Below are 20,674 nucleotides of genomic sequence, written 5' to 3'. Positions count from 1 at the left end.
GACGCCGCAAGTTCACCCCGCCCCTTCAGGTTGGGATGGACCCGGCCCGGCTCAAGCCGCCACCACCCCACCCGACTCCACCAGGCGCTGGCGTTCCGCCAGAAGCCGCTCGAAGCTGGATTGCGGCAAGGGGCGGCAAAACAGATAGCCCTGCAGCTCGTCGCACTGATTGGCCCGCAAGAACTCGAAGTGCTGCTCGATTTCCACGCCCTCCGCAACAACTCCGCGCTTGAGCCGATGGGCCATCTCTATGGTGGCGCGAACGATGGCCTCGTCGTCCGGATCGATGCCGATGTTGCGCACGAAGCTCTGATCGATCTTGATACGGTCGGCCGGCAATCGCCGCAGGTAGTCCAGCGACGCGGCGCCGGTACCAAAGTCATCGATGGCGATTCGGCACCCGAGTTCGTGCAGACCCTCGAGGTTCTCGACCAGATTCGGCACTTCCTTGATCGAGATGCTCTCGGTGACCTCCAGCTCCAGCAGCTCGGGGTCGAGCCCGGTCTCCCCCAGCACCCCGGCGACCACTTCGAGAAGATTCCGCTCCATCAGCTGTACAGCCGACAGGTTCACCCCGAGCCGCAGGCGCAGACCATAGGCCCGCTCCCAGGCGTGCGCCTGAGCACAGGCCGTGCGCAGGACCCATTCGCCGATCGACACGATCAGGCCCGATTCTTCCGCCAGCGGGATGAAAACGCCGGGACTGATCCCGCCCAGCTCGGGATGCTCCCAGCGCACCAGCGCTTCCATGCCCACGATGTCCTCGGTGCCCGCATCCACCTGCGGCTGGTAGAACACACGCAACTCGCCGTTGCGCTCGGCATGACGCAGCCGGGAGATCAGCGCCACGTCCTGCTGCTGAGCCTGGTCCTGGCTCATCTCGTAGATCTGGAAATTGTTGCGTCCCAGATGCTTGGCCGCGTACATCGCCTCGTCGGCGTGCCTGAGCAACGTGTCGGCATCGGAGGCGTCATCCGGGAAGAAACTCACTCCGATCGAGGCGGTGACCTGCAACTCCTCACCACCGTCGAGGTGCAGCGGGGCTTCCATCACCTGCACGATCTTCTCCGCCACGCGCAGGACATCGTCGCTCTTGATGATGTGCCGGAGCACGACCGTGAACTCGTCGCCCGCATAACGCGCCACCGTGTCGGAAGCGCGAATCGAACTGCACAGGCGCTGGGTCACCACGCGCAGGACCTGATCGCCGGCGGCGTGCCCAAGGGTGTCGTTGATCCCCTTGAAGTTGTCCAGATCGAGGAACAGCACGGCAAAGCACTCACCCGTACGGTGGGCCTCCCGCAGGATGGTTTCCAGGCGATCGTTGAATAGCAACCGGTTGGGTAAGCCGGTGAGCGCGTCGAGCAGGCCCTCCGCCCGCCCCTGCTCGCGCGTGCGCACCAGCTCGATCGACTGGGCGAAGCGCGCAGCCGCACAGTGCAGGACGGGCTCGACGATCTCGGCACGGCCCAGCCCCCGGCGGCGACCGACCAGCAGGGCGCCGATGACACTGCGCCGCTCGTCCAAAAGTGGCAGCCCGGCAAATCCCTCCAGTTGGAGCGACTGCAGCAGCGGATCATACTCGGCCAGTCGGCGGCCATCCTCGACGTGAAACATGCTCTTGCCGCCGAGCACGCGCCGCAGTGAGACCTGCTCCTGTGGCGACGGCCAAGGCAAGTCTTCACCTTCCCAATGCTGCAGCAGCCGCATCGGTGTGGCGCTGTCCTCGGGACGTGCCGACCACAGCGCCAGGTAGTCGAGAGAAAGCTCGTCGACCAGCAATCGCGCGGTGGACGCGTGGGGATCTACCCCCCCGCCGGACTGGACGATGCGCGACAGAAGTGCCAGCGCCGCCTCGCCGCGGGTTTCGGCGCGATCGCTGCGAAAAGCGATGGCGACGGCATCACGTCCGCGATGCCTTACGCGCCGCGCATTCGCCAGTCCGGTATCGGTACCGTGCCGAGTTCTGCGCTGGCACGGATACCAGTGGCGGTCGGCCTCCCCGAGTACCTGCTCGAGCTCGACACCCTCGAACGCCAGGAGCTGGGCGAGCGGCTTGCCGAGCAGATCGGTCACCGCAAGCTGCGAGTGCCGGAGCAGGGCAGCGTTGAGATCAAGCACGCGGTCGCCGGCCGGGTCCACGATCATCCATTCGGCATCGCCATCCTCGTCATCGAAGGCAAAGCGGTAAGCGAGCGTCTCCTCTGGCGCCGGGCGGAGCGGCCCGACGGCGGATGGCCCGCTGGCCGGCTGGCGCGTGAGGACCCGTCTCCAACGGGCCACCAGGTCACGTTCGATGTTGGTGCTGTCCAGCCAGTCGGCCACCGACTCGGGCAGCAGCGCCGGACCGGTCTTGCAGTCCGGCGCGAACACCGCAAGCATCGGCGCGGCGCGGCAGCTTTCCATCGCGCGAAGCTGTTCGCAGCAGGCGCGGGAGGCACGACCATCCCCCTCGAAAGCCAGAACGACCAGCGAGACCGGCCCGCGACCAGCCAGCAGGATCGCCGCATGGGCGGCATCACGAGCGCTCAGGATGCGGTCGTGGTCCTCGCGATCGAGCACGTCGAACAGCCGCCGCCGCAACTCGCGGTGCGATGCGACCACCAGCATGTCTTTTGCTGCGGCCAAATCAGACCACCCAACGACCGTCGCGCAGCCGTGGGCGGACAGGCTGGTCGGCCTCGCCCCCGATCCGCACGATCGCCTCGCCAAGGTGCTCGACCAGCGCCGCTGGCGGATCGAGCAGTACCACCCGCCTCAGATGTCCGCTGGGAGCACGGGCCAGCTGGCGCAGCAAGGTCGCATCCATCGCGGAGAGGGGAAGTTCGATGCCTGATATCAGGTACACGCCGAAATGCATGCTCTGCTGCATGTAGCGCAGCGCATTGCCGAGCCGCTGGCACCCCGGCACCTTCGAGTGTGCCTCACGCAGGCTGCCCAAGCCGACGTCCGGCTGCCACAGGTAGACCGCCTGCCCGGTATGCCGGGCAATCGCCCGGAAGTCCTGCAACAGGGTCGCCATATCCCCGCCCTCGAGCGCAATCAACCCTCCCGGTGCCGAGAGGATGCGCTCGAAGAGCTCGATACCCGCCTTGGGCGGACTGGAGGCCATCATGGTCTGCATACAGCGCAGTACGTTTGCGCACTGCCGGGCAATTGGCAATAGCTGGCGTGACGCGGTTGGCACGGGGCGCCGCCGGCGCTCCCCGGAACGGCTGCGGCAACCTCGCAATCGACCGTCCGGGAGGGTATGGTTTGGCTCCCCTCCCTCGGCACCTCATGCCCATGTTCGAAGGATTGCGATTCATTCACTGGAAAACCAGCGTGGACGACAACGGCGTCGTCACACTCTCGCTGGACAGGGCTGGCAGCAGCGCCAACGCCATCTCGCGGGCGGTGCTTGACGAACTGGAACAGATCGTCGAGCGCCTGGCCATCGAGAAGCCGGCCGGCGTGATCATCCACTCGGCAAAAGCCTCCGGGTTCGCCGTAGGAGCGGACATCCGGGAATTCGTGAACTACGCCGCACAGGGCACGGTGCGGGAAAACATCGAGCACGGTCAGCGCGTGTTCGAGCAGTTGGCGCGCCTGTCCTGTCCGACGGTCGCCGCCATCCATGGAGCCTGCATGGGGGGCGGCACGGAGCTGGTGCTGGCATGTCGCCAGCGTATCGCCGCCGATGACGACTCGACGAGGATCGGCCTGCCCGAGGTGATGCTGGGGATCCACCCCGGCTGGGGCGGCTCGGCAAGGTTGCCCCGCCTGATCGGCGCCACCGACGCCTTACCGGTTATGCTCACCGGCAAGCCGCTGTCCGCCAGGCGTGCGATGGCGCTCGGAGTGGTCGACCGGATCGCACCGGCGAACGAGCTCCTGGCTGAAGCGCGTGCCCTGCTCCGGCGCCCCCAGCAGCATCCGCTTTCGCGACGCGTGAAGGCCTGGGCGACCAACCTGTGGCCGGTACGCCAGGCGTTGGCTCCGATGGTGGTCAAGCAGACCGCCGCCAAGGTGCGCCGCGAGCACTACCCGGCGCCGTTCGCCCTCATCGAGGTCTGGCGTCGTGGCAACGGCTCGATCCAGCAACGGCTGAAGCTCGAGGCGCGCTCGGTGGCGAAGCTGGCCGATACACCAACGGCGCACAACCTGATCCGCATCTTCTTCCTGCAGGAACGCCTCAAGCATCAGGGAGCCGGCATCGAGCACGGCATCGCGCATGTCCACGTGGTGGGCGCGGGCGTCATGGGCGGCGACATCGCCGCCTGGTGCGCGCTGAAGGGCTTCCAGGTGACCCTGCAGGACCGCGAGATGAAATACGTGCAACCTGCACTGGAGCGGGCGCGCAAGCTGTATGAGAAGAAGCTCAAGACGCAGGAAAAGATCGAGTCTGCCGTGCGCCGTCTGCGCGCAGATGTCGAGGGCAAAGGCGTAGCCGAAGCCGATCTGGCGATCGAAGCGATCTTCGAAAACGCGGAGGCCAAACGGGCACTGTATGCGGTGATCGAGCCGCAGTTCCAGGCCAGTGAAATCCTGGCCAGCAACACCTCGAGCATCCCCCTGGACGAGCTGAGCACCTCGCTGGCACATCCCCAGCGCTTCCTGGGTCTGCATTTCTTCAACCCGGTGGCACAGATGCCGCTGGTCGAAGTGGTGCGGCACGAGGGGCTCGACGCGGCCGTGGAGAAGCGCGCACTGGCCTTCTGCAAGGCTCTTGGCAAGCTGCCGGTCGCAGTGAAGGGCACGCCGGGCTTCCTGGTCAACCGTATTCTCATGCCCTACCTGCTTGAGTCCTTGCGTCTTTACAGCGAGGGCGTGCCGGGGCCGGTGCTTGACCGCGAGGCAAAGAAATTCGGCATGCCGATGGGCCCGATCGAGCTGGCCGACACGGTCGGTCTGGATGTGTGCGCCTCGGTAGGCAAGGAGCTGGCCCCGTTCCTTGGCCTCGAGCTGCCTCCGGGAATCGAGGATCGCCTCGAAGCCGGGAAGCGCGGCAAGAAAGACGGGGCCGGCCTCTACATCTGGGAAGACGGCAAACCGAAGAAGCCCGAAGTCGACCCGGACTACACTCCGGCCACCGACCTGCAGGATCGCATGATCCTGCCCATGGTGAACGAAGCGGTCGCCTGTCTTGCCGAGGGTGTGGTCGACGACGCGGATCTGCTCGATGCGGGCGTTATCTTCGGCACGGGTTTCGCACCGTTCCGCGGCGGCCCGATCACCTACGCGCGCGGTGAGGGGGTCGAGGCGATCAGGGGGCGACTGGAAAAACTGGCCAGGGTCCACGGCATCCGCTTTACGCCAAAGGCCGGCTGGGACCTGCCCGAGCTGCGCGAGTCACCCAGGTTCGACGCGGGCTGAGCCGCCCGAACCGGCACCGAGGCGCTGCCGCCGGTGCCCCGCGTTACCAGACCAGGTCGTCTGGCACGCCGTCGTTGGACGAATCCGGTGCGTCCGGGTCGACGACCAGTGCCAAGGCCTCCGGGTCAACCACCTTCACCTGATCGGCCACGGCACGACTGACCAGGAGGTAGCGCCCGGCAAACTGAATCACCCCCAGCTCGCCCGCGTTCAGTGCCAGCAACTGGCCCGCGTCCACGTAGACGCGACGGATCTTGCCACCGTACTCGAAGTGACGGGCCTGATCGGCCTCCGGCTTGTTCAGCGCCTGCCCTTCGAGCAGCTTCTGAACCAGGTTCCGCCGCTCACGCTTGACGCGCGCCCGCTCGGCTGCCTCCTGTTCCGCCTTGCGCCGCTCGGCGGCTTCGGTCTGCGCCCGAATGGCGTACGCCTTGGCCAGATCGATCTCGCTACCGTCGGCACGACGCCCGCCATCGCGCCGACCGGTTTTGGCCGGCTTCGGCCGGGCCCCGGGCGGCGCGGTTCGACGCTCGTCCCTGACCTGTTTGACGATGCCACTCTTCAGCAACTGGTCGCGCAAGGAGTCGCCCATGCTTCGATTCGTCTCCGTGATGATTCAGTAGTGCGGCGGCGGCGGCTCGTCTTGAGCGTCACTGCCAGCCCCCACCCGTACCAAGGCCAATTCGGTTCGCAGGTCGCGCACGATGCGCTCGAGTGCGGCAATCCGCAACGCCTGTTCGGCCTCGGCGGTCCCCAGCGCATGCACCGTGTCGTCGATGAAGGTCAGCCTGACCTCCAGCTCGGTCAACCGTTGCTCGAGATCGGGACGGTCCGGGGCCATGCTGATCAGCCCCTGCTCAAGCTGCGGCCGCGGCCAATGCCGTAATAGGCAAGTCCCGCCTCCTCTACCGCTGCCGGGGCGTAGAGGTTGCGCCCATCAAAGATGACCGGGGTGCCCAGTGCCGCCTTGATACGGTCAAAATCGGGACTGCGGAAGGCTTTCCACTCGGTGACGATCGCCAGCGCGTCGGCTCCCTCGAGCGCCTCGTACGGGTGCTCGCACAGCACCAGGTCGTTGCGATCGCCGTAAATGCGCCGGGTTTCGTCCGCCGCTTCCGGATCGAAGGCGCGCACCCGGGCACCCGCGTCCCAGAGCATCTCCATGAGGCGCCGACTGGATGCCTCGCGCATGTCATCGGTATTGGGCTTGAACGCCAAACCCCACAGTGCCACGGTCTTGCCGGCCAGCTGGCCATCGAAATGACGGCGGATCAGCTCGAACAGCTTTTCCTTCTGGCTCCGGTTGACCTGCTCTACTGCACCCAGCAGCCGGGCCTCGTAGCCGTGGGCCCGGGCGGTGCGCTCCAGTGCCTGGACATCCTTGGGAAAACAGGAACCGCCATAGCCCGCCCCGGGGTAGATGAAGTGATAGCCGATACGCGGATCCGATCCGATACCCTGTCGCACCAACTCCACGTCCGCTCCCACCCGCTCGGCGATATTGGCGATCTCGTTCATGAAGCTGATCTTGGTCGCCAGCATGGCGTTGGCCGCGTACTTGGTCAGCTCGGCGGAGCGGACGTCCATCAGCACGGTGCGGTCGTGGTTGCGATTGAAAGGTGCGTAGAGCTTGCGCATCACCGCGACCGCCTTTTCGCTGTCGCTGCCGAGCACGATGCGATCCGGCCGGAGGCAGTCCTCGACAGCGTCTCCTTCCTTGAGGAACTCGGGGTTGGAGACCACATCGAACGGCACCTGCACGCCGCGCCCGGCGAGCTCTTCGGCGACCGCGGCGCGCACGCGGTCCGCAGTCCCCACCGGCACGGTCGACTTGTTGACGATCACCGTATAGCGCTCGAGCAGACGGCCAATCGTGCGAGCCACTGCCAGCACGTACTGAAGGTCGGCACTGCCGTCTTCGTCGGGAGGCGTACCCACCGCGATGAAGATCACTTCGCCATGCCTGATCGCCGGCGCGGGATCTGTCGTGAAGTCGAGCTGACCTTCCTCGTGATTGCGAAGCACCATCGGCTCCAGTCCGGGCTCGAAGATCGGAATTTCACCGTTCTTCAGGCGCGCCACCTTCGCTTCATCGACGTCCACGCACACCACGTGGTTGCCCATTTCCGCGAGGCACGCGCCCGTGACCAGACCTACGTAACCCGTGCCGAAGATGGTGACTTTCATCGCCTCATGCGTCCCTGAAGATAAATTCCAATTGTAGCAGCCGGCCAGCGGCCGCAGCCGCAAACGAGAGAGGGCGCGAATCGCTTCGCGCCCTCTTCCAGTTCAGCTCGGGAAAAGAACCTGGATCAGTTGCCCGGGCCCTGGGCCTGACCTGCCGGGGTCGGACCGGTCTTCTCGAGCGTGACGTCGAAGATCAGCGTCTCGTTCGGCGGGAAGCCGTTGCCCGGCTGCGCGCCGTAGGCCAGGCTCGACGGGATGAACAGCTTGTAGTGGGCGCCGGTCTGCATGAGCATCAGGCCTTCGCGGAACCCGGGGATCACGCCAGCCAACGGAATCGGCACGGAGGTACCGCCCTTCGGTTCCGGATGATCCGCCGAAGCATCGAACTTTTCGCCATTCACGAACGTGCCGGTGTAGGCGATCTGCACCGTATCGTTCGGGCCGGGGCGCGGGCCGCTACCGGCGGAAATCACCTCGTACTGCAGGCCGGAGGCGGTGGTCTTGACGCCCGGCTTGGTCTTGTTCTTGGCGAGGAACGCCTTGCCCTCGGACTCGTTCTGCGCGGCCACCTTCTCGTACTGGGCCTTCGCCTTGGCCTGCAGGTTGGCGATGAACGCCTGCTTGACCTGCTTGTACTCGTCCTCGCTCATCGTCGGCTTCTGACCGGATAGCGCGGACTGCACGGCGCGCGCCACCGTAGCCGGGTCGACTTCGTCACGCACCAGCGGCGGGAGCGAGCTGGCCAGGTCCCAACCCACCACGTAGCTGGCCTTGGTCTTGTCGACCTTGCCGGCCGCGGAGGACTTGGCTGCCTGCGCATGGGCGCCGGCGGTCATGCCCAGCGCCACGGCCAGAGCGGCCGCCGTGAGCGTGGGACGCAGAAAATGCTTCATTCGAGACTCCCTCATATGGAATATGCCGGCGGCGCCGGACAAGCCTCCGACCCGGAGGCTGGCCGTTCATTGTGCGGCCGCCGCCAGCGCTTGGCAACGACACGAGGCCTGCGACCCTCGCCCCCGGGAAAGGTTCCCTTTCGTCCTCCAGCGGCGGACGTGACCAGGGTCACTGCTTGGCAATCGTGTCCCGCAGGGCCGCCTGCAGCCTCGCGTGCACCTTGACCAGCCCCCGCCACATCACCACCGCCAGAAGTACCCCCGCAGCCGCCAGGGACAGGGCGATACCGCGGGGAGGCAGGATGGTCGAGCCGAGCGCCCCCACCAGAACCGCTAGAGCGAACAATGTGGCCAGGGGAATCAGCCTGGCCAGCACGCTGCGGATGGCACGGGTGTAGGCACCCGCGTGACGCTCCCGGATACCCAGCTCGGCAAGCAGCATGCCGAGCGCCTCGGCCTTGCGATAGACCGCTATCAACAGCGGCAGCGACAGGAACAGCGCAGTCGCCCAGATCACCGCGTGCCTGGCGTCACGCGAAAGACCCAGTTGCGAGAACCAGGCCCAGTTGTGGGCGTTGACGTAGGCCCCCACCACGAACAACGTCACCACGAGCATCACGTTCACCGCGATGTGCACGAGCAGGCGTCGCAGCATCGCGGCCAACGCGGCGTTCTCATCGACCGGCCGCAGGTTTTCGAGCCAGCCGCTATAGCTGGTGGCCAGCAGGCTGAGGGACGATGGCGCGACACGGCGCAGGCCATCGACCAACCCATCGGCCGAGCGGACCAGGTATGGCGACAGCGCCATGCAGATCACCGAAACGGCCACCGCGACCGGGTAGATGAAGTCGCTGACTGCTCCCAGCGACAGGCCCAGCGTCGCGATCACGAAGGAAAATTCGCCGATCTGGGCCATGCTGACCCCCGTGCGCACCGCGGTACGCGGGTCATGGCCAATCACGAACACGCCAAGACTGCAGGCCACTGTCTTGCCCACCATCACCACGGAGGCGATCAGCAGAGCCGGCAGCGCATATTGCGCCAGCATGACCGGATCGATCTTCAAGCCGATCGCCACGAAGAACAGCGCAGCGAACATGTCGCGTAGCGGCTCGATCAGGCGCATTACCTGGCCCGCACTGCGCGCCTCGGCCACCACTGCGCCCATGAGGAATGCGCCGAGTGCCACCGAAAACCCCATCCAGGCAGCAAACAGGCTCGCCCCGAAGCACAAACCAAGGGTGCTGACCAGCAACACTTCGGACCGGCCGAAGCCAGCCACGTAATCGACCAGCCGCGGCACCAGCAGCAGGCCGACGATCATCCCCGCCACGACGAAGAGTCCGAGATGGCCGATCAGCGTGAACGCCGTCGACGCCTCCACTGAACCGCCGATCGCCACGGCGGTGAGCATGGTCAGCAATACGATGGTCAGCATGTCCTCGGCGACCAGCAAACCGACGACTAGGCGCGCAAACGGGCGATCGCCCAGCCCCCCCTCGGCGAGGGTCCGTGTCGCCACCATCGTGGACGACAGCGCCACGATGCCGCCCAGGAACAAGGCATCGGTGCCATGCCAGCCAAATGCCTCGCCCAGACCGTAGCCGATCCAGAGCATCACCCCGACCTCGGCCACGGCGACGAGCAGAATGCCAAGACCCACCTCACGCAGCTTGCGGATGCTGAACTCGAGGCCAAGGGTAAACATCAGCAGCACGACGCCGAGATTGGAGATGTCGTCGATGGTGCGGGGATCGGCCACCAGCACGCCCGGGGTGTGGGGGCCTATCAGCACACCGGCAAGGATGTACCCGAGCAGCACCGGCTGGCGCAGACGGTGGAACACGATGGTCGTGGCACCAGCCACGATCATCACGATCGCCAAGTCGCGGATGAAGCCGATCTCGTGCATGCGCGGTCCCACAAGAGCCTGCCTCCAGCTTAGTTGCTGGAGCCGACAAACGGATGCGATGAATGCTGAAACGCTCCACGCAAGCCGAGTGAAAATTTTTGAAAATTTCGCTTGACGGAATCGCGAACCCTGCCTATTCTTTCGGGCTTCCAGCGGCGGGGCCATAGCTCAGCTGGGAGAGCGCCTGCATGGCATGCAGGAGGTCGGCGGTTCGATCCCGCCTGGCTCCACCAACTTATTTGTCCCCATCGTCTAGAGGCCTAGGACACCACCCTTTCACGGTGGCGACCGGGGTTCGAATCCCCGTGGGGACGCCAAGTTGGAACCCGCCGATTCGCGAAAGCGATGGAAGGTTAGCTGTAGCAAAACGTGGAGCGGTAGTTCAGTCGGTTAGAATGCTGGCCTGTCACGCCGGAGGTCGCGGGTTCGAGTCCCGTCCGCTCCGCCACTTACGAGAAGCCCGCCTTGCGCGGGTTTTTTGTTGCCCGCGATTCGCGCGGCGCGCCCTCGCTCACCCCACCGGGGCCGGCGGCTCCCGCTCGCACTCCAGCGTGCCCAGCGAATGCCCCTGCTCGGCCAGGTATTCCAGCCAGCGGGTCAGGAACCCATTCATCCGCAGCCGGTGCTGCAGCACCGTGCGCGCTGGCGGAAACGGACCGAGCACCTGCCATAGGTGCCGTCCGGGATGACAGTGCAGCGCCTCGGCCACGTGCGCATCCGTGTATACCCGCAGCTGCGCTGACGGCGTGCGCAGCCCGGTCTGCTCGTCGACCAGGTCGTAGGTCAGTTCCAGCTCGAGTGTGTAAGGATGGCGTTCCAGCACCTGCAGGTGCACATCCAGACCATCGTCGATGCTCGACACGTAGCGTCCGGGAGAGAGCTCCTGGGGAGCAAACAGCCGTGCAAGCCGATGATAGTTCTCGGCATACAGCCCCATGAGGAACTCGAAGCGCCCGGGAAGCAGCGCGGTACGTCGATCCAGGACAACGCTCATACAGCCGGAAAGCTCCTCTGGAAACTCAGAACATGGTGCGCTCGATGCCGAAACGCTCGAAGATCTTGCTGGCGATTTCTTCGATCGAAACATGCGTGGTGTTGAGGCTGGGAATGGCCTCGCGACGCATGAGCTTCTCCGCCTGCGCCAACTCCCAGCGGCACTGCTCGATCGTGGCATAACGACTGTTGGCGCGGCGCTGCTCGCGAATCTGCGCCAGACGCTGGGGGTCGATGGTGAGGCCGAACAGGCGGTCCTTGTAGGGACGCAAGCGGACTGGTAGCTCCAGCTTGTCCAGGTCGTCGTCCGTGAGCGGATAGTTGGCGGCACTAACTCCATAATGCAAGGCCATGTAGAGACAGGTCGGCGTCTTGCCCGAGCGGGATACACCCACCAGGATCAGATCGGCCTGGGCATAGTCCACATCGATGCCATCGTCGTGGGTGAGCGCGTAGTTGGTCGCATTGATGCGCGCCTCGTACTTGTCGAAGTCGACCAGGCCGTGCGAGCGGTTCACCGCCCCGGACCGCTTCGCCCCCAATTCCACCTCCAGTGGACCAATGAATGGCGCAAACACATCCAGCATCAGCGCTCCGCTGGTCGCGACGATATCGCACAAGGTGCGGTCTGCCATGGTGTTGACCACGATCGGTCGCTGTCCCGTCTGCGCGTATCGGGTCTTGATGCGCAGCGCGGCCGCCTCGGCCTTTTTCGCGTCGTCCACGAACGGCAGGCGATGCTTGTCGAAGGCCGTCCCCTCGAATTGCGCCAGGATGCTGTTGCCGATTGTCTCGGCAGTAATACCAGTTGAATCGGAAATGAAGAAAACAGTCCGCTGCATGATTCGATCCGAAAGTGGCTGTATAGGGCGGTGGCTCACGTTATCGCATGCGTGAGGCGCTGTGTGTCTTGATCCTTGGCTGACTGGTATGCAGGTGGAGCGGCGACGGATTGCATTGGTCTTCTTGTGCCATGCACCATCCGCAGCGGACAATACCAGTTCTTTGTGACCCGCTCTCGGCTGGTCGCACCGAACTACCCCACTTGAGTTCCGAGGAGATCCACCTTGAACGACCTGGTGCTTTGGCTTGACCAGCTTCGCATGACCGACCTGGGCAAGGTCGGTGGCAAGAATGCCTCGCTGGGCGAGATGATCGGCAACCTCAGCAAACTGGGTGTGTCGGTGCCGGGCGGTTTCGCCACCACGGCGGACGCCTTCCAGCAATACCTGGACAAGAGCGGCGTCGCCTCGCGCATCCGCGCACGCCTGGAAGGTCTGGATGTGGAAGACGTCGAGGCACTCACCCGGGCCGGCAAGGAAATTCGCGAATGGGTCACCGAGACGCCACTGCCGGCGGAGCTCGACCAGGCCATCCGCGACGCCTACGCCAAGCTGTGCGCGGATGCCGGCAGCAACGACATCGCCGTGGCCGTGCGCTCCTCGGCCACCGCCGAGGACCTGCCGGACGCCTCGTTCGCCGGCCAGCAGGAGACCTTCCTCAACGTGGTCGGCATCGAGGACGTGCTGCACAAGGTCAAGGAAGTTTTCGCCTCGCTGTACAACGACCGCGCGATCGCCTACCGCGTGCACCAGGGCTTTGCCCATGAGGACGTTTTCCTGTCCGCCGGCGTGCAGTTGATGGTGCGTTCGGACGTGGGCGCCTCCGGTGTGCTGTTCACCCTGGATACCGAGTCGGGCTTCCGCGACGTGGTCTTCGTCACCGGCTCCTACGGCCTGGGCGAGATGGTCGTGCAGGGTGCGGTGAACCCGGACGAGTTCTACGTCTTCAAACCCACGCTCAAGGCCGGCAAGCCCGCCCTGCTCCGCCGCAGCCTCGGCGCCAAGCAGCAGCGCATGGTGTACTCGGACCAGCCTGGCGAGCGCGTGCGGATCGAGGAAACCCCGGCCGAACTGCGTAACCGCTTCTGCGTGACCGACGCAGACGTGCAGGAACTGGCCAAGCAGGCCCTGGTGATCGAACAGCACTACGGCCGCCCGATGGACATCGAATGGGCGAAGGACGGCCACACCGGCAAGCTCTACATCGTGCAGGCCCGTCCGGAAACGGTGAAGTCGCGCGCCCACGCCACCCAGCTCGAACGCTTCCAGCTGCACGGCAAGGGCAAGGTGCTGGCCGAGGGGCGTGCGATCGGCCAGAAGATCGGCGCCGGCAGGGCCCGAGTGGTGAAGTCGCTGGCGCAGATGAATGAATTCCAGCCGGGCGACGTGCTGGTGGCCGACATGACCGACCCCGACTGGGAGCCGATCATGAAGCGCGCTGCGGCCATCGTCACCAACCGCGGCGGCCGCACCTGCCACGCGGCGATCATTGCCCGCGAACTGGGCGTGCCGGCGGTGGTGGGCACCGGCAACGCGCTGCAGTCGATTCCCGACGGCACCGAGGTCACCGTGTCTTGTGCCGAGGGCGACACCGGCACGATCTACGAGGGCAAGCTGCCGTTCGAGCGCATCACGGCCGATCTGGGCGCGATGCCAGAGGCACCGCTCAAGATCATGATGAATGTGGCCAACCCCGAGCGCGCGTTCGACTTCGGGATGCTGCCGAACGCCGGCATCGGCCTGGCGCGGCTGGAAATGATCATCGCCAGCCACATCGGCGTGCATCCGAAAGCCCTGCTGGAATACAGCAGGCAGGACGCCGACACCAAGGCAAAGATCGACGAACGGATGGCCGGCTACGCCGACCCGGTGTCGTTCTACGTCGACCGACTGGGCGAAGGCATCGCCACCATCGCCGCCTCGGTGTATCCGAAGCCGGTGATCGTGCGGCTGTCCGACTTCAAGTCCAACGAGTACGCCGGCCTGATCGGCGGTTCACGCTACGAACCGCATGAAGAAAACCCGATGATCGGCTTCCGCGGCGCCAGCCGCTACGTCGATCCGAGTTTCGCCGAATCCTTCGGGCTGGAGTGCAAGGCGGTCAAGCACGTGCGCGAGACGATGGGCCTGGACAACGTCTGGGTGATGATCCCGTTCGTACGCACCCTGGGCGAGGGTCGCAAGGTAATCGATGTGCTGGCCGCCAATGGCCTCAAGCAGGGCGAGCACGGCCTGAAGGTCATCATGATGTGCGAAGTGCCCTCCAACGCCCTGCTGGCCGACGAGTTCCTGGACATCTTCGACGGCTTCTCGATCGGCTCCAACGACCTGACCCAGCTCACCCTGGGCCTGGACCGCGATTCGTCCATCGTCGCCAGCCTGTTCGACGAGCGCGACCCGGCGGTGAAGAAGCTGCTCGCCATGGCCATCCAGACGGCCCGTGCCAAGGGCAAGTACATCGGCATCTGCGGCCAGGGCCCGAGCGATCATCCGGACCTGGCCGAATGGCTGATGGAACAGGGCATCGAATCGGTGTCGCTCAATCCCGACACCGTGGTCGACACCTGGTTGCGACTGGCGAAGAAGAAGCAGGGCTGATCCGATCCAGGGCACTGGAAACAGGGCGGGGGCAACCCCGCCCTTTTCCTTTTCCGTCGCGGTCATGACCGCGACGTCGTGCAGTGCAGCTTGCAGCCTGTCAGGCTCGCCCACTAGCGTCATACGCGCGTTTGACGCACGCGCGTCGGGGGCACGATCCATCTGGGCACAGGGGCTCAACATGCGCACTACCGGGGGAAACCAGGCGGCAGAGACCCGGCGGCGACTGCTGGACGCCGCAGAACACCTCTTCATCGATCGGGGCTACGAGGGCCTCTCGATGCGGCAGATCACTGCGCATGCCGGCACCAATCTGGCGGCCGTGAACTACCACTTCGGCAACAAGGACACCATGCTGCGCGAGCTGCTCTCCCAGCGGCTCGACCGGCTCAATGAGGAGCGCCTGCGACTGCTCGACGCCTGCGAGGCTGCCGGGCAGGTACCGGATTGCGAGACCATCCTCGGGGTCCTCTTCGTTCCGGCCATGCAACTGGGGAGGGACCCCGACGCCGGCCCGGCTTTCCTGAGGCTGCTCGGCAGGGTCTACAGCGACGCCTCACCGTTCATCCGCGATCACCTTCAGCAGCACTACCGGCCGATCTTCGGACGCTTTTTCGATGCATTCGCACGCGCCCTGCCCCACGTGCCCCGCAGCGAACTGGGCCTGCGGCTGCATTTCGCGCTCAAATCGCTCTCCGGAGTGCTGGCGACCGATGACATGGACGAGCTCGTCGCCGAGCTGAGCATGGGCCAGCCGATCCCCGACACCGAGCTGCTCGCCCGCCTGGTGGCCCTGGTGTCTCCGGCCCTCACCGCACCACTGGGCACCCCGGCGCAGGTGGGAAAGATCCACCGGCTGCAGCAGCTGAGCCAGGCTCGATCAATCGCGAGCGATCGCAAACACACGCCTCCGGCCGCCCCTGCGGAGGTGTGACGCTTCGATTGAGCCCAAATGAAAAAGCCCCGCATCGCTGCGGGGCCTTTCAATTGGCGGAGAGGGTGGGATTCGAACCCACGGTACGCTTACACGTACGCCTGATTTCGAGTCAGGTACATTCGACCACTCTGCCACCTCTCCGAAAGGGGCACGCGGTGGTTGGCGTGAGCCAGTAATGATACGCAGGCATGAGCGCCGTGACAACTGGGGATGCATCCGGCATGCTGCGCCGGTCAGCCACCACCCGCCCCCATGATCGAATTCGGACACGGAACCCACGTCGGCCTGCGCCGCACGCGCAACGAGGACACCTACTACGCCGATCCCGACCTCGGGCTGTTCCTTGTTGCCGATGGGATGGGTGGGCACCAGCACGGTGAGGTTGCGGCCGCGCTCGCCCGCGATGCGGTGGTCGAGCAGATCCGCCTCGGGCAGCCGCTGCACGACGCGGTCCGGCTCGCGGCGGAACAGCTGGAACAACACGCTTATCGACGTCGCGACACGCTACCCATGGGAACGACGCTGGCTGCCCTCCACCTGCACGATGAAGCCTATGACGTGGCCTGGGTCGGCGACAGCCGCATCTACCAGTCGGCCGGGGCGTTCCGCTTGATCAGTCACGACCACTCGCTGGTGCAGGAACTGGTCAGCACTGGCCGGCTCGATCCGGAGCTTGCAGCGCGACACCCGCAGCGCAACGTGCTGACCCAGGCGCTGGGGATCACCGCCGCCGGGCAATTGCACATAGGAGTCGCCGGCGGTCAGCAGTGCCCTGGCCACGCCTTCCTGCTATGCACCGACGGCCTGACCGATGGCGTCGACACGGCATCCCTGGCCGGTCTGGTTCAACGAAGCGACCTGGCCGCGCAGGAGTGCGTGGATCATCTGCTGTTGGCCGGTCTCGATGCGGGCGGCAACGACAACCTCACCGCGATCCTCATCCGCTTGCGCTGACTGGGTCAGACGGTAGCGGCGGCTTCGCGGCGCCATAGGCTGGTTCCCCCGGCGCTCTTGTCCAGGCCATCCAGCCGTTTTTCGTGCGCAGCCAACTCCTCGGGCCCGGCCCGCAGTATCCGCGGGCGACGCGAAAGCACCACTGGCGCCACGACGACGGTCTGCTGTTCCTCGGACGCTTTCTCGAAGCCGAGATCGAGCGCAACCTGACCCGAGGTCATGGCGATATAGACGTCTGCCAGCAACTGGCAGTCGATCAGGCCGCCATGGAGTTCGCGGGCGGAATTGTCCACACCGAGACGTTTGCACAAGGCATCCAGGCTGTTGCGCTGGCCGGGATAGCGCTCGCGCGCCATCGCCAGGGTGTCGAGCACGGAACATCGATCACCGATCGTCCCCGGATCGCCGGGGAGTCGTGCCAGCTCGGCATTCAGGAAGGCCAGGTCGAACGCGGCGTTGTGGATGATCAGTTCGGCGCCTTCGATGAAGGCCAGGAACTCCCCGACCACGTCGGCGAACCGCGGCTTGTCCAGCAGGAAGTCATCCTCGATGCCGGTGACCTGACGCGCGCCCTCGTCTATCGCGCGATCCGGATTCAGATAGGTCTGGTAACGGCGCCCGGTCAGTCGACGCTCCACCATCTCCAGGCAGGCGATCTCGATCAGCCGGTGTCCTTGACGCACCTCGAGGCCAGTTGTCTCGGTATCCAGCACGACCTGCCTCATGCGCGCCTCCTGTGCTGCTCGGCCTGCTCCCGCGCTGCTTCGTCGACACGCTCGTTCTCTGCATGCCCGTTGTGCCCGCGCACCCAGTGCCAGCGAACCGTATGGCGGGCCGCAGCATCGGACAGACGTACCCAGAGATCCTGGTTCTTGACCGGCTTGCGATCAGCGGTACGCCAACCATTGGCGCGCCACTTCGGCACCCACTGCTCGATGCCCTGCATGACGTAGCGCGAATCGGTGGTCAGGTCGACGATACAGGGCCGGCTCAGAGCCTCCAGCGCGGCGATCGCAGCCATCAGCTCCATCCGGTTGTTGGTGGTGTCCGGCTCGCCGTCGGCAAGCATGCGCTCCTTGCCCTTGGCGCGCAGCAGCGCCGCCCAGCCACCCGGCCCCGGGTTCCCGAGGCAGGCGCCATCGGTGAATGCTTCCACTTGCGTCAAAACGTTTCCTCTTTTTTTTCTCGGGTTGCTCAGGCGATGTTCCGCCGGGCACCGGGAGCCAGTCGCCCATCGACCGGCGCGCGAATCGGCCGCGGCACCAACCGCAATGGCGCGGCTACCCGCCGACGCTTGCGGGCCATCAGGACGTACCCTCCGCCCAAGGCATCGCCGAGGCCGGCCGCGGCATCGGCCAGCGGCCATACAGGCCCCAGTCGCCGCACGCATTCCACCTGCATGTCACGTCGCCGCAACCACTCACCTAGCTGCAACGGCATGTGGAGGCGCAGGGCCTGCCGACGCGTCCGCCAAGCGAGCCAGGGCAGCCACAGGCTGAGGGGATGAAGCCCGCTGACGGCGATCATTCCCCCCGGTGCCAGGACCCGCAGCGACTCGTCCAGCAGGGCCATCGGCGCCGTAGCAGCTTCCAACGCATGCCTGAGGACAACCAGCTCGAACGCATCATCCAGAAAAGGCAACGATTCGTCGCTACGCCCGGCGATATCGCCGCTGTAACGCGTTCCAGCCACGGCGAGCCGGGTCCAGCAGGACAACATCGGCACAGCCGGCAGCTGATCCTGTTCGATGGCCGACACCAACAGGCCGTGATCGCCCCGACAACGTTGCAGGTCGGGAGTCAGTCCGCGCACCTCATCGTCCAGCAGGCGCCGCAACGGCGCGCTGGCATAGATGTCAGGGAAGGCAGCGGACATGCGATACACCTGTGGACTTATCGGTCGCAGTGTAGCGGTTGACCGCCCTGACCGGCAGCTGCACGCGACGAGCAGGAGTTAACGCCCGACTAACGAGCGCCCCTCCGCTCCGAGGCTATAGTCGGCGGCCCGGCCTTGCTGCCATCCGCTTCGGAGAGCACATACGCCCTGCCTGGAGACAGCTTTGCATCTGATGGCGCTACCGGCCCTGGCCGACAACTACATCTGGCTGATGCATGACGACCAGGGACGCGCAGCGGTGGTCGACCCCGGTGACGCCGACGTGGTGGAAAAGGCCCTGGCAGAGCATGGCCTCGCGCTGCGCGCCATCCTGCTGACCCACCACCACCCGGACCATATTGGCGGAGTGGCGCGATTGCAGCAGTCCCATCCGGTGGAGATCCATGCGCCGAACGACCCACGAATCGATCATGTCAACCAGCGAGTCGCCGATGGCGACGTGGTGGAACTGTGCGGGCCGGATCTTCGTCTGGAGGTACTTGCGGTTCCCGGGCACACCCTGAGCCACATCGCCTATGTCGGTGCGGGCTGGCTCTTCTGCGGCGACACGCTTTTCAGCCTCGGTTGTGGGCGGCTGTTCGAGGGCAGTCCGGAGCAGATGCTTGCTTCGCTCGACCGCCTGTCTGCGCTGCCCGGAGTCACCCAGGTCTGCTGTGCGCATGAGTACACGGCATCGAATGGGCGCTTTGCCCTCGAGGTGGACCCGGAGAATCCCGATCTGGCCGAACGACTCGCCGAGGTAGCCAGGCTTCGCGGCCTGTCTCTGCCCACCCTGCCGGTGCCGCTGGCACGAGAGCTGGAGACCAACCCCTTCCTTCGAATCGATCGTCCGGCCCTGGTGCGCTGGGGCGAGCGGAACGGCGCGGCAGCAAGCGACCGCGTCGGGCGCTTCGCCGCCCTGCGACAGGCCAAGGACCATTTCCGGGGATGAGGCCATCATTGGAAAGACGCGTCCGCCGGCTCGTCCCGCTGGCAACTATGCTGCTGGCCTCCTGTGCGGTCATCCCTCCCGCGCCGCCAAAACGTCCAGCCGTGCGGCCACCGGTCCCGAGCGCTGATGCCACGCCGCCCTCTGCCGCGCAGGCACCACCGGAAGACCAGCAGCAACCTGCCGACCTGTGGACAGCTCTCCGGGCCAGCTTCGCCATGGACGACTGCGATGGCGACCCGGCCATCGAACATTGGGCCAGACGCTTCACCGCGAACAGGGCAGGTTTCGAGCATCACCTGCAGTCTTCCCTGCCGCGGCTGCGCTTCATTCAGTCCATTGCCGCCAAGCACGATGTCGCTGGCGAGTTCGTGCTGTTGCCGTGGGTGGAAAGCCGCTATCGCCCAGTGCACGGACACGGCGGACAACCTGGCGGAATGTGGCAGATCGTACCGGCGACGGCGGGCACGCTCGGACTGAGGGTCAGCCGCCATTTCGACGGACGCATGGACGTCGAAGCATCCACCGAAGCCGTCATGACCATGCTGCATCGCTACTACCAACAGTTCGGCGACTGGCGCTTGGTCGATTACGCATTCAACGCCGGGGAGTTCTCGGTGCGGAGGCTCGTGGCCGCCCACGGCATGCCATCACCCAGCCCGGTAATCCCGCAGCTGCCGGTCAGGCGGGTCACCCGGGAGCATCTGATCAAGCTGCTCGCCATCGCCTGCGTGGTCCGGGAGCCTGCGCGATTTGAGGTCAAACTACCGACACTTCCCGAGGACGAGCACCTGGTGGCAGTGCCCGTCGAACACCCGATGACGGTCAGCACAGCCGCCGCGCATGCCGGCATGTCGGTGGACGCATTGCGCCGTTACAACGCCGGATTTCTCGACAACCGCATCGATCCGGCACATGCCAGTTCACTGATGCTGCCGGGCAATCGCGTCGACCAATTCGTCGATGCCATGCGCAAAGCGGGCGCCGCGGCAGATGCCCCTCCTCCGCTGCATCCGATGGAACACACTGTCCGCAGGGGAGAGAGCCTCTGGGAGATCGCACACAAGTACGGCCTATCGGTACGACAGCTGGCGCAGTGGAATGCGCTGCACGGCAACCGGATCCATCCAGGACAGACGCTTCGCCTGGAGCCAACCGGCAACTAGCTTCGAAATCCGT

18 protein-coding genes and 4 tRNA genes are annotated in these 20,674 nt (G+C 65.5%); 9 read left to right on the top strand and 13 right to left on the bottom strand.

All coding sequences use genetic code 11. The features are described 5' to 3' along the window. Nucleotides 1-51: 51 nt before the first annotated feature. Both NC595_RS13120 and NC595_RS13115 read right to left on the bottom strand, forming a co-directional pair. Nucleotides 52-2,610: a putative bifunctional diguanylate cyclase/phosphodiesterase gene (locus NC595_RS13120; RefSeq protein WP_253567137.1), complete on the bottom strand. Its 2,559-nt coding sequence runs from the start codon at nt 2,608-2,610 to the stop codon at nt 52-54. A 19-nt stretch (nt 2,611-2,629) separates the two neighbouring features. Beyond that, entirely contained in the window at nt 2,630-3,124 is a 495-nt protein-coding gene (locus NC595_RS13115; RefSeq protein WP_063670690.1) for a hypothetical protein, read from the bottom strand. A gap of 161 nt (nt 3,125-3,285) precedes the next feature. Here NC595_RS13115 and NC595_RS13110 point away from each other — a divergent pair, with 161 nt between their 5' ends. Then, nucleotides 3,286-5,355, top strand: coding sequence for a 3-hydroxyacyl-CoA dehydrogenase NAD-binding domain-containing protein (locus NC595_RS13110; protein WP_253568324.1), 2,070 nt, complete (start codon nt 3,286-3,288; stop codon nt 5,353-5,355). A 43-nt stretch (nt 5,356-5,398) separates the two neighbouring features. Here the strand turns inward: NC595_RS13110 and NC595_RS13105 are convergent, their stop codons facing one another. The 5 genes from NC595_RS13105 to NC595_RS13085 all read right to left on the bottom strand — a co-directional run bounded on the left by NC595_RS13105 (nt 5,399) and on the right by NC595_RS13085 (nt 10,347). Next, entirely contained in the window at nt 5,399-5,947 is a 549-nt protein-coding gene (locus NC595_RS13105) for a DUF2058 domain-containing protein (protein WP_253567135.1), read from the bottom strand. Nucleotides 5,948-5,971: 24 nt separating this feature from the next. Further along, nucleotides 5,972-6,196 carry a SlyX family protein gene (locus tag NC595_RS13100; RefSeq protein WP_253567133.1) on the bottom strand — a complete coding sequence of 75 codons (225 nt, stop codon included), beginning with the start codon at nt 6,194-6,196 and terminating at the stop codon, nt 5,972-5,974. Between the two features lie 5 nt (nt 6,197-6,201). After that, nucleotides 6,202-7,542: a UDP-glucose dehydrogenase family protein gene (locus NC595_RS13095; RefSeq protein WP_253567132.1), complete on the bottom strand. Its 1,341-nt coding sequence runs from the start codon at nt 7,540-7,542 to the stop codon at nt 6,202-6,204. Between the two features lie 125 nt (nt 7,543-7,667). Then, a complete protein-coding gene (locus tag NC595_RS13090; RefSeq protein ID WP_253567131.1) occupies nt 7,668-8,435 on the bottom strand; it encodes an FKBP-type peptidyl-prolyl cis-trans isomerase in 768 nt (255 codons plus the stop codon). Nucleotides 8,436-8,604: 169 nt separating this feature from the next. After that, a complete protein-coding gene (locus tag NC595_RS13085; RefSeq protein ID WP_253567130.1) occupies nt 8,605-10,347 on the bottom strand; it encodes a cation:proton antiporter in 1,743 nt (580 codons plus the stop codon). Between the two features lie 157 nt (nt 10,348-10,504). Between NC595_RS13085 and NC595_RS13080 the strand changes: the two genes are divergently transcribed. The 3 genes from NC595_RS13080 (at nt 10,505) to NC595_RS13070 (ending at nt 10,795) form a co-directional block, all read left to right on the top strand. Continuing rightward, nucleotides 10,505-10,580, top strand: a tRNA-Ala gene (locus NC595_RS13080). 8 nt (nt 10,581-10,588) lie between these two features. Then, nucleotides 10,589-10,664 (top strand) — tRNA-Glu (locus NC595_RS13075). A gap of 54 nt (nt 10,665-10,718) precedes the next feature. Next, a tRNA-Asp gene (locus NC595_RS13070) sits at nt 10,719-10,795 on the top strand. Between the two features lie 63 nt (nt 10,796-10,858). Here NC595_RS13070 and NC595_RS13065 read toward each other — a convergent pair. Both NC595_RS13065 and ppsR read right to left on the bottom strand, forming a co-directional pair. After that, the gene (locus NC595_RS13065) at nt 10,859-11,341 is read right to left on the bottom strand and encodes a DUF1249 domain-containing protein (RefSeq protein WP_253567129.1); all 483 of its coding nucleotides are present in this window, start codon (nt 11,339-11,341) and stop codon (nt 10,859-10,861) included. Between the two features lie 25 nt (nt 11,342-11,366). After that, the gene (gene ppsR / locus NC595_RS13060) at nt 11,367-12,182 is read right to left on the bottom strand and encodes a posphoenolpyruvate synthetase regulatory kinase/phosphorylase PpsR (RefSeq protein ID WP_063670678.1); all 816 of its coding nucleotides are present in this window, start codon (nt 12,180-12,182) and stop codon (nt 11,367-11,369) included. Nucleotides 12,183-12,407: 225 nt separating this feature from the next. Here ppsR and ppsA point away from each other — a divergent pair, with 225 nt between their 5' ends. Both ppsA and NC595_RS13050 read left to right on the top strand, forming a co-directional pair. Next, the gene (gene ppsA, locus NC595_RS13055) at nt 12,408-14,780 is read left to right on the top strand and encodes a phosphoenolpyruvate synthase (protein WP_253567128.1); all 2,373 of its coding nucleotides are present in this window, start codon (nt 12,408-12,410) and stop codon (nt 14,778-14,780) included. 181 nt (nt 14,781-14,961) lie between these two features. Then, nucleotides 14,962-15,714 (top strand): TetR/AcrR family transcriptional regulator, encoded by a 753-nt coding sequence (locus NC595_RS13050; protein WP_253567126.1) that lies wholly within the window; start codon nt 14,962-14,964, stop codon nt 15,712-15,714. Between the two features lie 54 nt (nt 15,715-15,768). Here NC595_RS13050 and NC595_RS13045 read toward each other — a convergent pair. Continuing rightward, nucleotides 15,769-15,858 (bottom strand) — tRNA-Ser (locus NC595_RS13045). 111 nt (nt 15,859-15,969) lie between these two features. Between NC595_RS13045 and NC595_RS13040 the strand changes: the two genes are divergently transcribed. Beyond that, nucleotides 15,970-16,671, top strand: a complete 702-nt coding sequence (locus NC595_RS13040) for a PP2C family protein-serine/threonine phosphatase (protein WP_253567125.1) — start codon at nt 15,970-15,972, stop codon at nt 16,669-16,671. 5 nt (nt 16,672-16,676) lie between these two features. On the opposite strand, the gene dnaQ is transcribed toward NC595_RS13040, so the two are convergent. The 3 genes from dnaQ to NC595_RS13025 are packed head-to-tail and all read right to left on the bottom strand — an operon-like array spanning nt 16,677 to nt 18,546. After that, entirely contained in the window at nt 16,677-17,396 is a 720-nt protein-coding gene (dnaQ, locus tag NC595_RS13035) for a DNA polymerase III subunit epsilon (protein ID WP_253567123.1), read from the bottom strand. Continuing rightward, nucleotides 17,393-17,836, bottom strand: a complete 444-nt coding sequence (gene rnhA / locus NC595_RS13030) for a ribonuclease HI (RefSeq protein ID WP_253567121.1) — start codon at nt 17,834-17,836, stop codon at nt 17,393-17,395. Before rnhA ends, dnaQ begins: the two co-directional genes overlap by 4 nt. A gap of 29 nt (nt 17,837-17,865) precedes the next feature. Next, the gene (locus NC595_RS13025) at nt 17,866-18,546 is read right to left on the bottom strand and encodes a methyltransferase domain-containing protein (protein WP_253567119.1); all 681 of its coding nucleotides are present in this window, start codon (nt 18,544-18,546) and stop codon (nt 17,866-17,868) included. Nucleotides 18,547-18,730: 184 nt separating this feature from the next. Here NC595_RS13025 and gloB point away from each other — a divergent pair, with 184 nt between their 5' ends. Together gloB and NC595_RS13015 are read left to right on the top strand one after the other, a co-directional pair. After that, entirely contained in the window at nt 18,731-19,498 is a 768-nt protein-coding gene (gene gloB, locus NC595_RS13020; RefSeq protein WP_253567118.1) for a hydroxyacylglutathione hydrolase, read from the top strand. A 47-nt stretch (nt 19,499-19,545) separates the two neighbouring features. Further along, the gene (locus NC595_RS13015; RefSeq protein WP_343214908.1) at nt 19,546-20,661 is read left to right on the top strand and encodes a LysM peptidoglycan-binding domain-containing protein; all 1,116 of its coding nucleotides are present in this window, start codon (nt 19,546-19,548) and stop codon (nt 20,659-20,661) included. Nucleotides 20,662-20,674 lie beyond the last annotated feature (13 nt).

It is taken from the genome of Dyella lutea, assembly GCF_024158035.1.
Classification (GTDB): Bacteria; Pseudomonadota; Gammaproteobacteria; order Xanthomonadales; family Rhodanobacteraceae; genus Dyella_A; species Dyella_A lutea.
The sequence above is the reverse complement of the archived record's forward strand: the minus strand, read 5'-3'. Positions and strand labels throughout refer to the sequence as shown.

Bases quoted from the DNA above. Each gene is read 5' to 3' on its own strand.
- NC595_RS13115 (WP_063670690.1), bottom strand. From the start codon at position 3,124: ATGCAGACCATGATGGCCTCCAGTCCGCCCAAGGCGGGTATCGAGCTC.
- NC595_RS13100 (WP_253567133.1), bottom strand. From the start codon at position 6,196: ATGGCCCCGGACCGTCCCGATCTCGAGCAACGGTTGACCGAGCTGGAG.
- NC595_RS13085 (WP_253567130.1), bottom strand. From the start codon at position 10,347: ATGCACGAGATCGGCTTCATCCGCGACTTGGCGATCGTGATGATCGTG.
- NC595_RS13090 (WP_253567131.1), bottom strand. From the start codon at position 8,435: ATGAAGCATTTTCTGCGTCCCACGCTCACGGCGGCCGCTCTGGCCGTG.
- NC595_RS13050 (WP_253567126.1), top strand. From the start codon at position 14,962: ATGCGCACTACCGGGGGAAACCAGGCGGCAGAGACCCGGCGGCGACTG.
- NC595_RS13105 (WP_253567135.1), bottom strand. From the start codon at position 5,947: ATGGGCGACTCCTTGCGCGACCAGTTGCTGAAGAGTGGCATCGTCAAA.
- NC595_RS13015 (WP_343214908.1), top strand. From the start codon at position 19,546: ATGCTGCTGGCCTCCTGTGCGGTCATCCCTCCCGCGCCGCCAAAACGT.
- NC595_RS13065 (WP_253567129.1), bottom strand. From the start codon at position 11,341: ATGAGCGTTGTCCTGGATCGACGTACCGCGCTGCTTCCCGGGCGCTTC.
- NC595_RS13095 (WP_253567132.1), bottom strand. From the start codon at position 7,542: ATGAAAGTCACCATCTTCGGCACGGGTTACGTAGGTCTGGTCACGGGC.
- NC595_RS13120 (WP_253567137.1), bottom strand. From the start codon at position 2,610: ATGCTGGTGGTCGCATCGCACCGCGAGTTGCGGCGGCGGCTGTTCGAC.
- NC595_RS13025 (WP_253567119.1), bottom strand. From the start codon at position 18,546: ATGTCCGCTGCCTTCCCTGACATCTATGCCAGCGCGCCGTTGCGGCGC.
- NC595_RS13040 (WP_253567125.1), top strand. From the start codon at position 15,970: ATGATCGAATTCGGACACGGAACCCACGTCGGCCTGCGCCGCACGCGC.
- ppsR (WP_063670678.1), bottom strand. From the start codon at position 12,182: ATGCAGCGGACTGTTTTCTTCATTTCCGATTCAACTGGTATTACTGCC.
- dnaQ (WP_253567123.1), bottom strand. From the start codon at position 17,396: ATGAGGCAGGTCGTGCTGGATACCGAGACAACTGGCCTCGAGGTGCGT.
- NC595_RS13110 (WP_253568324.1), top strand. From the start codon at position 3,286: ATGTTCGAAGGATTGCGATTCATTCACTGGAAAACCAGCGTGGACGAC.